At 71.2% G+C, this 15,119-nt stretch carries 10 protein-coding genes; 2 read left to right on the forward strand and 8 right to left on the reverse strand.

The window, feature by feature from the left end; translation table 11 throughout:
* Positions 1 to 10 precede the first annotated feature (10 nt).
* The 8 genes from C4T78_RS17140 to eccD all read right to left on the reverse strand — a co-directional run bounded on the left by C4T78_RS17140 (position 11) and on the right by eccD (position 8,794).
* A complete protein-coding gene (locus C4T78_RS17140) occupies positions 11 to 322 on the reverse strand; it encodes a hypothetical protein (protein ID WP_143185753.1) in 312 nt (103 codons plus the stop codon).
* Positions 319 to 714: a YbaB/EbfC family nucleoid-associated protein gene (locus tag C4T78_RS17145; protein WP_093348752.1), complete on the reverse strand. Its 396-nt coding sequence runs from the start codon at positions 712 to 714 to the stop codon at positions 319 to 321. Before C4T78_RS17145 ends, C4T78_RS17140 begins: the two co-directional genes overlap by 4 nt.
* A gap of 1,581 nt (positions 715 to 2,295) precedes the next feature.
* The gene (locus tag C4T78_RS37500) at positions 2,296 to 2,532 is read right to left on the reverse strand and encodes a hypothetical protein (protein ID WP_502572836.1); all 237 of its coding nucleotides are present in this window, start codon (positions 2,530 to 2,532) and stop codon (positions 2,296 to 2,298) included.
* Positions 2,533 to 3,686: 1,154 nt separating this feature from the next.
* Entirely contained in the window at positions 3,687 to 5,159 is a 1,473-nt protein-coding gene (locus tag C4T78_RS17155; RefSeq protein WP_093348756.1) for a hypothetical protein, read from the reverse strand.
* Between the two features lie 71 nt (positions 5,160 to 5,230).
* Complete coding sequence (locus C4T78_RS17160) at positions 5,231 to 5,521, reverse strand: hypothetical protein (RefSeq protein ID WP_093157708.1); 291 nt, start codon at positions 5,519 to 5,521, stop codon at positions 5,231 to 5,233.
* Between the two features lie 249 nt (positions 5,522 to 5,770).
* Entirely contained in the window at positions 5,771 to 6,058 is a 288-nt protein-coding gene (locus C4T78_RS17165) for a hypothetical protein (RefSeq protein WP_093348758.1), read from the reverse strand.
* On the reverse strand, positions 6,055 to 7,428 hold the full coding sequence (gene eccB, locus C4T78_RS17170; protein WP_093348761.1) for a type VII secretion protein EccB: 1,374 nt from the start codon (positions 7,426 to 7,428) through the stop codon (positions 6,055 to 6,057). The genes C4T78_RS17165 and eccB overlap by 4 nt, the downstream gene beginning before the upstream one ends.
* A 49-nt stretch (positions 7,429 to 7,477) precedes the next feature.
* Positions 7,478 to 8,794: a type VII secretion integral membrane protein EccD gene (gene eccD / locus C4T78_RS17175; protein ID WP_177247465.1), complete on the reverse strand. Its 1,317-nt coding sequence runs from the start codon at positions 8,792 to 8,794 to the stop codon at positions 7,478 to 7,480.
* A 1,021-nt stretch (positions 8,795 to 9,815) separates the two neighbouring features.
* Here eccD and eccCa point away from each other — a divergent pair.
* Both eccCa and C4T78_RS17185 read left to right on the forward strand, forming a co-directional pair.
* On the forward strand, positions 9,816 to 13,766 hold the full coding sequence (eccCa, locus tag C4T78_RS17180; protein ID WP_093348766.1) for a type VII secretion protein EccCa: 3,951 nt from the start codon (positions 9,816 to 9,818) through the stop codon (positions 13,764 to 13,766).
* Positions 13,767 to 13,909: 143 nt separating this feature from the next.
* The gene (locus C4T78_RS17185) at positions 13,910 to 15,070 is read left to right on the forward strand and encodes a S8 family serine peptidase (RefSeq protein WP_177247466.1); all 1,161 of its coding nucleotides are present in this window, start codon (positions 13,910 to 13,912) and stop codon (positions 15,068 to 15,070) included.
* Positions 15,071 to 15,119: the final 49 nt, after the last annotated feature.

Raw genomic sequence — 15,119 nt, forward strand, 5'->3', positions numbered from 1 at the left:
GACCGGTCGCCTATTCCTTCGGGGCCACGCCGTTGGCTTCGTCGTCGGTGTCCTCGAACTTCTTGCCCGCCAGGAGCGTCTTCTCGGAGATCCCGCCGACGGCTTCCTCCAGCATCGACAGGAACTCCATCGCCTTCTCCGCGCCCGGCCGGTAGTTCGCGTCGAACTGCTCGCCCATCTCCCCGGTGCCGCCCGCGTGCCGGTAGGTGGCGGTCACGTTGCGCATGTGGGCGGCGAGCCGGTTGGCCGTCGAGGACCACTGGCCGAGGTTGAGCCCGCCCCTGGTCAGCCCGGCGGTGTCGACGTAGACCCGGTCGCTCACCGCGACCACCGCCCGGTCTCGCCGACCGCCGATTCGAGCATGGCCTGCAGGTCGGGGCCGTTCTCCCGCAGCTCCTGCAGGTCGACGCCGTTCGGGGTGAGCCCGGCCATCACCTCGTCGACCGCGGTGGCCGCCTGGCGCTGGGCGTCGGCGACCACCTCCACGATCTTCGCCGTCAGCTCCTTGGGCGCCATGTCCCGCCACCGCTGGCCGTTGAACTCCAGCCCGGTGAGCGTGCCGCGACCGTCCACTGTGGCCTTGATCGAGCGGTCCTTGGTGGTCGCGCTCGCGGTCACCTCGTCGAGCTTGCCGAACGCGGTGCTGAACTGCTCCTGCTGAGCCCGCAGCTCCCGCATCGCGTCGGTCATCTCGTTGTCCATCGAGGAGTACATCCCAAGGCCTCCTTGGTGGTCGCTTGCCCTTGTCGCTGACGTGCCCCTACCCGGTCGCGCTCTGCTCCGCGGCCTGCGCCGGCGCGGCCTGCTCCGGCTGCTTGGGAGCGCGCGACGCCGAACCGACGTGGACGTGCGTCGGAGCGAGCGGTTCGTCGGATTCGAGCGAGGGATCGTTCGGCAGGCCGATGACGCCGTTGCCGCCGACGTCGTCGGTGCCCCACACCTTCTCGTCCTCGGACAACCAGGTCTGGCGCTCGCGCTCCTTCTCGTTCTGCCCGTTGTTCATCGGCGGCATCATGGGCGGCATCATCGGCGGCATCCCGCTGCGCTGGTCGCCGACCGCGCCGCCGGACGGACCGCTCTGCTGGCTGGACTGGTCCTGCCCGGACCAGTCGGACCAGCCCTCGCCGCCGTACCCGCCGGAGCCGCCACCGGGCAGCCCCGAGCCGGCTCCACCGGGCAGGTTCGAGCCCCCACCGGCCGGATCGAAGCCACCACCGGGGAAGCCGGAGCCGCCACCCGGGAGGTTCGACGTGCCACCGGCAGGGTCGAGGCCGCCGATCGGGAAGTTCGCACCGCCACCGGGCGGGTTCGGCAGCCCTCCGGGCAGGTTCGCGTTCCCACCTGCGGGATCGAAGTTGCCTCCGGGCAGGTTGGAGTTCCCACCGGCAGGGTCGAAGTTCCCGCCGGGCGGATTCGGGAGGCCCCCGGGCAAGTTCGCGTTCCCACCTGCGGGATCGAAGTTTCCACCGGGCAGGTTCACATCACCAGGGCCACCGCCCAACCCACCGGGCAAGTTGGACGAACCACCGGCCGGATCGAAATTCCCACCGGGCAGATTCAGACCACCAGGACCGCCACCCAACCCACCGGGCAAGTTCGAGCTCCCACCGGCCGGATCGAAGTTCCCACCAGCCAGGTTCACATCACCAGGGCCACCACCCAGCCCGCCCGGCAAGTTGGACGAACCACCGGCCGGATCGAAATTCCCACCGGGCAGATTCAGACCACCAGGGCCACCGCCCAACCCACCGGGCAAGTTGGACGAACCACCGGCCGGATCGAAGTTGCCGGGCAGGTTCGACGACCCGCCTGCCGGATCGAAATTGCCGGGCAGGTTCGACCCGCCACCGGGAAGGTCGCCGGTCAGCGGCGAGAAGTTCGAACCGCCGTTCGCCGGGTCGAACGGGTTGTTCGGGTCCGGCATCCCGTTGAGGAGCCGCTGGCCGTCGCGCGAGTTCCCGCTGCCGTTCGGAGTCCCTCCGCCCGGTCCCGGCATGCCACCGGGCGGAATGAGCGGCGGGATGCTGCCGCCGCCGTTGGCAGGCGGCGGGACGTTGAAGTCACCGCTGCCGCCACCGCCCGGCAGCTGACCGTCACCACCGATGGACGGCAGGTCGCCGCCCCCGCCCGCAGGCGGCGGAACGTTGAAGTCGCCGCCACCGTTGGCAGGCGGCCCGTTCAGGCCACCACCAGGCGGCGGAACGTTGTCACCACCTCCGGGTGGCGGGACGTTGTCACCCCCGCCCGCAGGCGGCGGAACGTTGAAATCCCCGCCACCGTTCGCAGGCGGCCCGTTCAAACCACCACCAGGCGGCGGAACGTTGTCACCACCTCCGGGTGGCGGGACGTTGTCACCCCCGCCCGGGGGCGGGACGTTGTCACCCCCGCCCGGGGGCGGGACGTTGTCACCCCCGCCCGGGGGCGGGACGTTGTCACCCCCGCCCGGGGGCGGGACGTTGTCACCCCCGCCCGGGGGCGGCGGGAAGTTGAAACCACCGCCTGGCGGCGGCGTGTTCCCGCCACCGGCGCCACCGCCGGTCGTCGGGACGGGCGTCTCCAGGCCTTCCAGCGACGACTTCGTCCGCTCGTAGGCGGTCTGCAGCGCTTCGAGCTGCTTGCGCGCCTCCTCGTCGAGCGGCTCCATCTTCTTGCGGACGTGGTCGCTGATCTTGGTGTTGATGTCGTTCCAGGTCGCCTGGCTGCCGAGCGGACCGGAGATCGTCGGGAAGCCGTCGGGGAGCTTGTAGGGCGTGAACGTCACGGCGTCCTCGTTCACCCCGCCGTGGTTGATCGAGAAACCGATCATGCCCGGGGTGACCGAGGTCCTGGTGACGGCCGGGCCGGTGTTGGCGTTGGAGTTGTACGCGTTCATGACCCTGGTGATGTACGCCTCGGCCGTCGACCTGTCGTCGATCGCGAGCTCGTCCAGGGCGTAGTTCTCCGTGCCGTGCACCAGCCCCTTGCCCCTGATGTAGGTGGCGACGTTCCAGAGCACGGAGTTCATCGCGGAGTCGACCTCGTTGCGCACCGCGTTGCTGTACTTCGTCCACACGTTGGCCATGCCCTGGCCGAAGGTCTTGACGGCCTCCGCGGCCTTCCGCAGCCCTTCCGAGGTGTTGCGCTCCTCCGCGATCTGCTCGTGCAGGCTCTCGACGGTCTCCACCAGGGTGGTGAGGTTCTGCTTGAGCGCGTACGCCGCCTTGCCCTTGAACGCCGAGTCGTCGCTGGTGAGCTTCGTGACCCACTGCTGGAGCGTGTCCCGGTTGGTGTCCAGCCACTTGACGTAGTGGTCGACCGCGTTCTTCGCCTCCCACAACCGGTTGACGTTGAGCAGGCCGAGAACGCCGGAGTTCAGCCCGTCGACCAGTTCGTCGATCTCGCTGACGGCGGTGGTCCAGTTGCCCGGCAGCGTGGCGTTGCGGTCCACCGAGATGTACCACTTGTCCCACGCGTGGTAGCTGTAGCCGGTGGCGGCCGTCTGGCCGTCGGTCTGCTCGCTGCCCGGTTTCGTGCTGGACTCGACGAACCAGCCCGTGTTCGGCGTGGCTCCGCTGTCCAGGACGCCGTGCAGGTTCGACCCCTCGCCGGTGACCGTGAACAGGATCTGGTCGAAGGTCGCGCGCGAGTGGTCGTCGCCCTTGATCGGCTTCGGCTCGCCGATGGGATCAGTCATCGCTCAGCTCCAGTCACACGGCGCCGGTCCCGCCGGTGAACCCGGGGAACTCGGTGGTGAACTTGGTGACGTCGTAGGCGGCGAGGTCATCGGTGTCCTTGAAGACCACCTTGGCCTTCTCCAGCCCGCTCTCCAGCTGGGACAGCTTCTTGCGGAGGTTCTTGTTCTCGGTGTCGACCGTGCCGCCGAAGGTCCCGCCCCACTTGACCAGCCGCTGCGCGGGCTCCCAGGTCTGGCTCATCGGCTGCAGCAGCAGCTCGGCGTCCAGGTACACGTCGTTGTGCGTGATCGCCTTGCGCGCCCCGGCCTTGATCTCGCCGATCACCGCGATCAGCGCGGTGTACTGCGCCTCGTCGAACTGGATGTTGGGGTCCGGGCCGACGTCGCCGTTCGGCGGCACCTGGTAGTTGCCGAATCCCGATGGCATGCCGGGGAAGTTGTAGCCGCCGCCGGTGTAGTTCGAATTGCCCGGCGTCGTGTTCTGACCCGGTGTGTTCTGCGTTGGCGGGTTCTGCGTTGGCGGGTTCTGCACGGGGGTGTTCTGCCCCGGCGGAGCGTTGTAGCCGAGCGGGGGCTGCTGCGGCTGCTGCATCGGCGCCAGCTGCTGCTTCGGCTGCTGGACCGGAGCCTCGACGGTGCCCTCCGGCGCCGGCGGCGCACCGGCCGGCACTGCCGGTTGCACCGGCTGCGCGGGCACACCGATGACCGCGGACTGCTTCGGCTGGGCGGGCAGCAACCGGCGGCCCGGGACCTCCGGTTCCGGATCCCTGACCTCGGGTTCCGGATTCCTGACCTCGTGTCCCTGCTCAGCCGGTGTGAGGAGCCGTCGCAATATCCGCGCCGGCTCGGCTTCGCTCGGCGGCTGCTCCCCGGGGATCGGTGCGCTGCCCGGTCCGACCGGCAGCGAGGGATTGCCCGGAGCCGCCGGTTTCAGCGCGCGGCGGAACTCCGGAGCGGTCTCCCCGGGTTCCTTCGGCACCACCACCACTGCTAGTTGCCTCTTCGCCTTGAGCATCGGCTGAAGCGGCTCGGTGGGCGGCAACCCGGGTTCACCCGGAATCGCCGGTTCCGTCTTCGCGGGCTCCTGCACCAGGGCGTGGCGCTTCGTGACGGTTTGCGGTTCCAGCGGCGGCAGCGCCGGTTCCACCGGCTTCACGGGTTCGCCCGGAAGCGCGGGCTGCAGAACCCCGTGCTGGAGCTCCTCACCCCGCTCAACGCTGTACGGCTCCGCGACCTCACCCGGGATCGCGGGCTCCAGAGCGCTGTACTCGAACCCCTGGACCGGCTCCCCGTACGTCGCGGGTACAGCGGCTTCGAATCGGCTTTGCACGAAGCCGGCCGGGACCTCGCCGGGAGAGTCGCGGTGCGTCTCTCCCGGCGGCAGGTGTTGCGGTTCCGGGACCTCGGTTCGCTTCACCGACAGCGACACCGACACGCCCGTCACCTCGACCACGGTCTCGGACTCAGGCAGGTCCTTCTCCTCCACCGAGAACTCCTTCCGATCGTTCGGCCCGGCTCAGCGGGCCGCCAACAGGGGTGCCGATGTCGCTGCGGTGGTCACTGGTTGAAGATCCGGGCGCCCTGCTGGTCGCCGTTGCGGAAGATCTCGTGGATGTTGATCGAGGAGATCGAGGTGAGGTTGATCCGCTCGGTCATCTGCTGGTACGAGCGGTTCCACTGGTTCTGGCTCTCCAGCCAGATGGGCTGCGCCTGACCCCAGGAGGCCTCGGGGATGTTCTTCAGCCCGGCGTTGAGGTTCTCCAGGATGGTGCCGAGCATCCGCACCGACTGCAGCAACTGCTCGTTGACCTCGAGATATCCGTTGTGGTTGACGTCGAACGCGGTCATCCGATCTTCCTTTCCGATGAGTGCCGAACCGGTTGGTCCTGGCGGCTCTTGGTCTTCGGTCCTTGAAGCGGCGAAGCCGCTCGGCCCACCCCGCCGCGGGTTCTCAGCGTTCCCCCGGCGAGGACGGCCCGGCCGCCGTGCACCGGCATGCACGAGGCCGGGCACCCGCGGTCCAGGCGGGCGCTGCAACTCCCGCAGAGGGGCCGTCACTTGCACCGCCACGCGAACCAGCCACTGGAATGACAGGGATTACTGGGCCGCGCCGCCGGTTTCGGTCTCGACGTTGCGGTTGGTCTGCAGCAGGCCGGTGGCCTTGCCCTTGAGGTTCTCCAGCTCGGCGACGATCTTGTTGTAGTCCGTGCTCCAGTCGTTGAGCAGGCGGGACAGCTTCATGCCCGACGTGGAGTTGTTGACCGCGGGCAGCTGCCCGGACACTCCCGACACCGAGTTGTTGAGCTGACGCATCTGGCCGAGCGCGTTGTCGGTGGCGCTGATGACCTGCGTCAGCATTCCGTCGTCGTAACCGAACTTGCTCATCGGATTTCCTCCTCCGTTGCGGACTGCGATCTGCCGATCAGGTCGAGCACCGGTCCGGTCGGCAGCAGGGCGAGCAGATCCGCGGGAACCGGTTCCGCGGCATCCACCGAGTAGCCGAGGGCTTCGGCTGCTTTCTCGTTGGCGACCGGGAACTTCGCCCCGGCCTCGGTGATCAGGTAGACGCCCGCGCCGGGCACGCCGGGCGCCGGGCGGGTGCGGGCGATGAATCCGGCGCCGGGCCGGACGTCGACCAGGTCGGCGACCCGGCCGTCGCGGGTGACCCCGGCGATCTCGCCGTTCGCGACGGTTCCGCTCATGTCCGGAGCGGACACCAGCGTCACCTCGTCCGCCGCCCACCGCACGCAGGGCACGCGGCGCTCGAGGTCCATCCCGGTCGGCGGCTGCGGCGGCAGTTCGGCCTGCCACACCGGTGCGGGCAGCACCTGCTGCGTGGCCAGCTGAGCGGGGGTGATGGTGATGGTCGGCGGCAGCGCCACGTCCGGATCGGCGCCGAGCAGCGCCGCGACGGTGCGCGACACCGGCACCAGCCCGGCCGCGTCCACCACGAACGTCTTGTCACCGACCGCTTCGGGCGCGGTCACCAGCTGGCCGACCACGGTCTGCTGACCGGCCACGACCGGCCCCGCGCCGCCGTGCGCCACCGGCGGTGCGCCGAGGTCGGGCCCGGCGGGCACCGTGTTGAGCCACGCCGAGTCGACCGGCACGGCCCGAGCCGGGTCCAGCCCGAGCGCCCGGGGCACCCACGGTGCGGTGATCCGCAGCCGAGTGCCCTGCCAGACGAGGAACTGCTGGTCTCCCACGCGGGCCAGCACCGCCTCGTTCGGGCCCAGCTCGCTCATCCCGGGCATCGGCCCGACGGTCGCCGCGAGGCCCGGATCGTCGGGCTGCACTCCCGCGCACACGGTCCACGGCTGACCGCCCGCCAGCGGCGAGGGCAGCGCGTCCGGTGCACCGGGAATGCCGATCGGAGCGCCCTTCGGGAAGTCCGCCAGCTCCTCGCCGCTGACCTTCGCGACCTGCGGCTCGCCCTCCGCCAGCAGCCGGGCGGAGGCGTAGTTGAGCACCGGGCGCAGCCGCCCGTCGACGAGCATGTACCGGTTGCCGGAATCCTTGTCCACGACCAGGAATCCCGGTTTCTCCCGCCAGGCGTTGCCGCCCATCCCGGTGAGCAGGCTGACGATCAGCACGATGCCCATCACCAGCAGCGCGATCCCGATGCCGCCCGCCATCCCGACGGTGGTGCGGCGCAGCGGCCGGTTCGGGTCGTCGGGATCGGTGCGCAGCACCGCCGCGAGGATCCGCCCGACCAGGAACGAGTGAGCTTCGACCTGTTCACGCCTGCCGTACATGCGCGACCTCCCTTCCACTTGTGAACACGGCTGCCACCCCCGGGAGGGTTCAGAACCAGGAGGCGACGAAGCCGTAGAAACCGGTCACGGTCAGCACGAGCGCCAGCACCGCGAGCGCGCAGATCCAGTGCAGGATGTCGCCGAGGCGCCCCCACCGCGGAACCAGCCGGCGACCGGGCAGCACCTGCGCGCCGGCCAGCGCGTTCCCGGCCAGGCCGAGCAATCCGACCAGCACGCAGATCTGCCCGAGCAGCGGCAGCTCGACGACCCAGCCCAGCAGCACGGAGGTCAGCGCGGCGCCAGCGGGCACCAGCGCGGCGGCCCGGTGCCAGATCCCGCGCAACTCCCGCGCCTGCAACAGCAGCAGCGTCGCGACGACCAGCCCGAGCGCAACGGTGTCCCACTCCAGGTGCGAGGTGAGCACCAGCAGCGCGCCCGAGCACACCGCGCCCAGCACCACCAGGAACGCGGTCAGGTGCGCGTCGGCGACGGCCGCCCGGTCGAGAACGTCCTTGCTGGGCAACGGTTCCAGCCCCTGCTGGAACTCCTCGGTGGTCGTCGGCACCGGCTCGGCGACGAGCCCGGCGAGCCAGGTGGCCAACTGCGGCGCGGCCCGGGTCACGGCCAGCACCATCGCGACGAGAACGGCCGCGGTCGCGTGCGCCTCCAACCCGAGCAGCAGCCCGACAAGGCATCCGAGCGCCGTCAGAACAGCACCGCATGCGACCGCGAGGAAGCCCGCCCGAGCCTGGTCGAGCGCGGCCCGAGCGCCAACGGCACCCGCCGCCACGACCACCGCACCCGCCAGCGCGCCCGCACCGGTGAACCAGTCAGCGGGAGGCGCCGAACCTGCAGGCATCGCGAACCCCGCGACACCGAGCGAAACGACCCCGACCGCGCCCAGCGTCAACGCCCCGGGCCTCTCGTCGAGCACCCGCGCCAGCAGCGCACCGCCGCCGATCATGACGAGCCCGACGACCCCGGCGCTGATCGCGGTCACCGTCCCGCTCGCGGCGAACGTGGTGACCAGCACCGCGAGCAGCCCGCACAGCGCGGCGAGCCCGAGGCACACCCGTCGGGTGAGCGCGGGCCGCCAGCTGTCGGTGCGCGCGGAGAGCCCGGTGTGGATGCCGTCGACCAGGTCGTCGAAGTCGGCCAGCGGCAGCTGGTCGTCGCGAGGCCGCAGGTGCAGCACATCGCCGTCGTACAAACCTGCCGCAGCGGTCCCGTGCTCCTCGTTCAGCGGCGCCTCACCGAGCCGCTGCAACACCCAGCCACCGTGCGCGAGCCCGGAGGTCGCCAGCGCCGGATCGAGATGCCCGAGCACGGTGGGCATCAGGTCGGAGATCGGCACGTGCGCTGGCACGGCCAGCTCAACTCGCGAGGTAGGCCCGCAAATGGTCAACCGGCACATCTCGCCGGAACCACCACCGCCCTGTCCCGCCGCACCCGGCGCACCCGGCGCACCCGGCGCACCCGGCGCAGCAGCCTGACTGGTAGCCGCCCCGTTCCCATTCGTAGCCGCCATACCCACACCACGGCCCGCCGACCCCCGAAGGTTCAACACCCCGGGAAGCCCCACCAGCAACCCCTCCCCACCTCCCGGCCACGGCCTACGCAATTTCAATGGAAATCAGACGTCCAATTTCAATTGAAATTGCCCCAAACTCGACACCCCGTCGGCGTGTCGAACGCCCAACACGCCGCCAGGGCGGCAATTTCAATTGAAATCGAAGAGTAAATTTCCATTGAAATTGCGTACTACACCCCGCTGGCGACGGACTCGCGCCGCCCGAAGTGCCAGCGCAGCGGGGTCTTCGGAGCGTGGAGAGGACCGGGTTGGTGCGCCGAGGAAGGCGCACCAACCCGGCCGAGCGGGCTCGGTGGTGGTCGGGGCACGACACGGAGCCGCTCTTGGCGATCAGGGCACGACATCGAGCCGCTCTTGGTGGTCGGGGCACGACGCCGAGCCGCTCTTGGCGATCAGGGCACGACATCGAGCCGCTCTTGGTGGTCGGGGCACGACGCCGAGTCGATCTCGGTGGTCGGGTAGGGCAACGAGTCGATCTCTTCGGAGTGGCCGGACGCGGGGGTGGAGGACACGTTCGGCCTCGGGTGGGCCGGTGCGGAGGTCGGCGAATTCGTCGCACCGGTCCGCTCGGGCGGCTGCGCGGGTTTCCGGAGTCGTTGTTGGCCACCCGCCGGAATCCTCCAGCTCAGGCAGCCGTTCCGAGCGGTCTGCTGCAGCTCGTCGGTGCTGGGTCGTCGTGAGTGCGCAACGGTGTTCCAGCACCGTTCCGCGCTCACGACCGCTGGTCCGGTGAACGGCTCGGCGGGTGTTGGCCGTGTAGGGGGTGGAGCGGACCAGTAGCGAGGAGCCGAGCGCCATGACCACCACCCTGTTCCGCAGGCCGAACCGGGAGCAGCCGCCGGAGATGCCGAGCGGGGAGCTGTCCCTGCAGGAGCCTCCGGCGTTGCCGGAGACGGTGGGCCGGGACTGGTTGTCCTCGATGATGATGCTGCCGATGATGCTCGGCAGCGGTGTGTTCATGCTGATCTACATCGGGCCGCGGAACCCGTTGCTGGGCATGGGCATGTTCGGGCTGATGCTCGCGATGGCGCTGCTGATGTTCCTGGTCCAGCTCGCGCGCGGTGGCACCGAGCGGCGGCAGAAGATGCGCGGCGAGCGGCGCGACTACCTGCGCTACCTCGGGCAGGTGCGCGCTCAGGTGCGCGCGGCGGCGACGAAGCAGCGGGAGTCGTTGTCCTGGCGGCATCCCGATCCGAACAGCCTCTGGTCGGTGGCGATGACCGGCCGGTTGTGGGAGCGCCGGGCCGCGCACGGCGATTTCGCCGAGGTGCGCATCGGCACCGGTTCGCAGCGCCTGGCGATCCGGATGAATCCGTTGAGCACCAAGCCGATCTCGGACCTGGAGCCGCTCTCCGCGCGGGCGCTGCGCAAGTTCATCAACGCCCACAGCACCGTGCCCAACCTGCCCACCTCGCTGTTCCTGCGCGGGTTCGCCAAGGTTCGCTTCGCCGGTGATGAGGAGGCGATCCGCGGCGTCACCCGCTCCGTGCTCGCCCAGCTGGTCACCTTCCACTCCCCCGAGGACCTGCGCGTGGTGGTGTGCGCGGCGCCCGGCCGGGTGCACCTGTGGGACTGGGTGAAGTGGTTGCCGCACGCGCAGCACCCGGTCGAGCAGGACGGCGCGGGCCAGGTCCGGCTGCTGGCCGACGGGGTGGACGCGCTGACCGAGCTGCTGGACGCCGAGCTCGGTGAGCGGGGCAGGTTCGAGGCCGCGTCCTCGCCGAACCCGGAGGAGCCCTACGTGGTGATCGTGCTCGACGGCGTCGACGTGCCGTCGGAGTCGCGCCTGGCGGGCACCGGCTACCACAACTCCGTGGTGCTCGACGTCTCCGACGCGCTCACCGGCGGCGCCGGGCGCACCACGCTGCGGCTGGACGTCTCCGCCGAGCAGGTGGACATGGTCCGCACCGACCGCACCGGCCAGGAGGTGCGCACCAAGCTCTGCGCGCCGGACCTGCTGCCCACCGCGAAGGCCGCGACGCTGGCGCGGACCATCTCGCCGTACCGGCTCGGCGGCACCACCGACGTGGCCGAACCGATGGTGGCGAACTTCGAACTCCCGCAGCTGCTCGGCATCTCCGACCTGGACACCTGGGATCCCGCCGCGGCGGCGCGCACCGGCCTGACCCGCGACCGGCTGCGGATCCCCATCGGCATCACCGAGAACGGCGCACCGATCGAGCTGGACATCAAGGAGTCGGCGCAGGGCGGGATGGGCCCGCACGGGCTGCTGATCGGCGCCACCGGTTCCGGCAAGAGCGAGCTGCTGCGCACGATGGTGCTGGGCATGGCGATGACGCACTCGTCGGAGACGCTGAACTTCGTGCTGGTCGACTTCAAGGGCGGCGCGACGTTCCTCGGCCTGGACCGGCTCCCGCACGTCTCCGCGGTGATCACGAACCTGGCCGACGAGGCGACCCTGGTGACCAGGATGCAGGACGCGCTGCACGGGGAGATGGTGCGGCGCCAGGAGTTCCTGCGCGCGGCAGGCAACTACAGCTCGCTGCTGGACTACGAGAAGGCCCGCCTGTCCGGCACCCCGCTCGACCCGCTGCCGACGCTGTTCGTGATCGTCGACGAGTTCTCCGAGCTGCTGGCGTCCAACCCGGACTTCGGCGAGCTGTTCGTCATGATCGGCAGGCTCGGCCGATCGCTGGGCGTGCACCTGCTGCTGGCCAGTCAGCGCATCGAGGACGGCCGCATGCACAAGCTGGAGAGCCACCTGTCCTACCGGATCGGGCTGCGCACGTTCTCGGCGATGGAGAGCCGGTCGGTGATCGGCGTGCCCGACGCTTACCAGCTGCCGAGCGCGCCCGGCAACGGCTACCTGCGCAGCGACGTGGCGACGCTGATCCGGTTCAAGGCCGCCTACGTGTCCGGCCAGCACCGCAGGCGCACTCGCGAGCAGCGGCAGGAGGAGGTGCGGCGGCAGGTCGTGCCGTTCAACGTGGGCAAGCTGCCGGTGCCCGCCGCGCCCGCCCCGGAACCCGCGCCCGCCGCGGAGGACGCCGACCCCGGCGAGTCGGTGCTGTCCGTCGCGGTGGACAAGCTGATCGGCCACGGACCGCCCGCGCACCAGGTGTGGCTGCCGCCGCTGGCCGATCCGCCGTCGCTGGACCAGCTGCTGCCGCCGCTGCTGCCCGATCCCGACCGCGGGCTGACCGCGGCGAGCTGGCCGGGCTGCGGACGGCTGGTGGTGCCGGTCGGCGTGGTGGACAAGCCGTTCGAGCAGAGCCGCGACCTGCAGGTGGTCGACCTGTCCGGTGCCGGCGGGCACGTCGGCATCGCGGGCGGCCCGCAGTCCGGCAAGAGCAATCTGCTGCGCACCCTGATCGCCTCGATCGCGCTCACCCACACCCCGGCCGAGGCGCAGTTCTACTGCCTCGACTTCGGCGGCGGCACGCTGTCCGCGCTGGACGGCCTGCCGCACGTCGGTGGCGTGGCCGGGCGGCTGCAGGCCGAGCGGGTGGCCCGCACCATCGCCGAGGTGCAGACCCTGCTGGCGGAGCGGGAGAAGACCTTCGCCGAGCACGAGGTGGAGAGCATGGCCGCCTACCGCGAGCGGCGCGCGAAGGGCGAGTTCGCCGACGATCCGCACGGCGACGTGTTCCTGGTCGTCGACGGCTGGGGCGCGCTGCGCTCGGAGTTCGAGCAGCACGACATGGCGCTGCGCGCGCTGGCCGCCCGCGGCCTCGCCTACGGCGTGCACCTGCTGCTCACCACGAACCGCTGGTCGGACGTCCACAGTGCACTGCGCGACCAGCTCGGCACCCGGCTGGAGCTGCGGCTCGGCGACTCGATCGACTCGATGATCAACATGCGCAAGGCGGCGGAGGTGCCGCAGATCCCCGGGCGCGGCATGACCGCCGACCAGATGCACTTCCTGGCCGGGGTGCCGCGCATCGACGGCGTCGCGGGCACCGAAGATCTCGCCGAGTCGACCCGCGAGCTGTGCGCGGCGGTCGCGGAGAGCTGGCCGCACCGGGGCGCGCCGGTGGTGCGGATGCTGCCCGCCGTGCTGCCCGCGGCGGAACTGCCCGCGCCGCAGCCGGGCCCGAAGGTGGCGCTGGGCGCGGGCGAGCTGGACCTGCAGCCGGTGTGGCACGACTTCGGCAGCCGCCCGCACCTGACCGTCGTCGGCGACAGCGGCAGCGGCAAGACCGCGGCGCTGCGCCTGATCGCCAACGCCATCACCACCGTGTACTCGCCCGAGCAGGCCCAGGTCCTGGTCGTCGACCCGCGCCGCGGGCTGCTGGAATCGGTGCCGGAGCCCTACCGGCGCGGCGCCGCGGTTTCCACGCCGGCGGCCGAGACGCTGGTCCGGCAGCTGGCCGAGGAGCTCAAGGAGCGGGTGCCCGGCACCGACATCACGCCGGCGCAGCTGCGGCGGCGGGACTGGTGGAGCGGGCCGGAGATCTTCGTGCTGGTCGACGACTACGACCTGATGCTGGGCCCGATGGGCGGCCCGTTCGACCCGCTCGTGGAGCTGGTCCCGCAGGCCGGTGACATCGGCCTGCACCTGGTGATGGCCCGCGCGGCGGCGGGATCGAGCCGGACCTCGATGGAGCCGGTGACCCGCAGGCTGCAGGAGTCGAACACGCCCGAGCTGGCGCTGTCGATGCCCGCCAACGAGATGCCGCTGCTCAACGGCGCGCGCGGGCGCCAGCTCCCGCCGGGACGCGGCGTGCTGGTGACCCGCCGCGACGGCATCGGCCTGCAGATCGGCTGGACGGAGGAACCGGCATGAGCAGTCCTGCGCCAACCCCAGCACTGCTCGACCGCACCCCAGGGGAACGCGACGCGACCCGGCCACAAGAAACCGCGGAACGCCAGGCCGATCCCGGGCGCAACCACCACTGTGGATCGCGGAGAGGCGGAACCGGCAGTCCTGTGCCAACCCCAGCACTGCTCAGCCGCGCCCGGCTCATCGTGCTGGCCGCGGTCCTGGGCATCGCGGCCACCACCACTCCGACGACCGCGCTCGCCCAGCCGATCGGCCAGTGCACCCCACCGTCGGAAACGCCGGTGACCACGGCATCTTGGGCCCAGCAGCGGATGGCGGCCGACCGCGCCTGGCCGCTGACCCGCGGAGACGTGATCGTCGGCGTGGTCGACACCGGTGTCAGCGCCTCCGCGCCCGCGCTGTCCGGCGCGGTGCTGCCGGGCACGGATCTGCAAGGCGGCCCCGGCAACGGGGACTGCTTCGGCCGCGGCACGTTCCTCGCGTCGCTGATCGCGGCCCGCCCGAGCAGCGACCCGCACGTGCCGTTCGCCGGAGTGGCGCCGGACGCCAAGATCTTCCCGGTCCGGGTCAGCGACGACCCGCCGAAGATCCAGGACCACGCGGGCCTGGCGAACTCGATCGCCAAGGGCATCAGGGCCGCCGTCGACGGCGGCGCCCGCGTGGTGGCCGTCGGCCTGGTGGCCACGTTGGACATGCCCGACCTGCGCGCCGCCATCGCCTACGCGTCCGCACGGGACGTGCTGGTCGTCGCACCGGCCGCAGTGCCGAAGAAGGGCCAACTCGCCTTCCCCGCGCGGATTCCCGGTGTCCTGGCGGTCGCACCCGTCGGCCCGGAAGGTCCCGTCCAGTCGCCGACCTACGGCGCGGACCCGGCGATCGCGGCTCCGGCCCAGCAACTGGTGGGAGTCGCACCGCAAGGAGCGGGCCACCGCCTGTCCTCCGGCAACGAGCTCGCCGTGGCCTACGTGGCGGGAGCAGCAGCCCTGGTCCGCGCCTACCACCCGGCCCTGCCCGCTCCCGAAGTCGCCGCCCGCCTCCTCAACGCAGCCGACCACCCCTCGACACCGCTGCCGAACAAGATCATCGGCTATGGCGTGGTCGACCCGTTCGCAGCGGTCACCACGATCCCCAACACCGACCCGCCCGCGACCCCGGTCCCGGAAGACCTCGCGGTCCCCAAACCAGCGGTGGCCGACCCGGCCCCGACCACGCGGGCCCTGTGGCTGGCCGGCGGCATCACCGCGGCGGCTCTGCTCCTGGCCGGGCCGGTGATCGCGGCCGCCGCACGCCGCCGCCGGGAGAACTAGCGGCCGGGTTTTCCGGGGTGGACTTCGGGGAGTCCGGGTCCGTAGCGTC

Source organism: Saccharopolyspora kobensis, assembly GCF_900108315.1.
GTDB classification, from domain to species: domain Bacteria; phylum Actinomycetota; class Actinomycetes; order Mycobacteriales; family Pseudonocardiaceae; genus Saccharopolyspora; species Saccharopolyspora kobensis.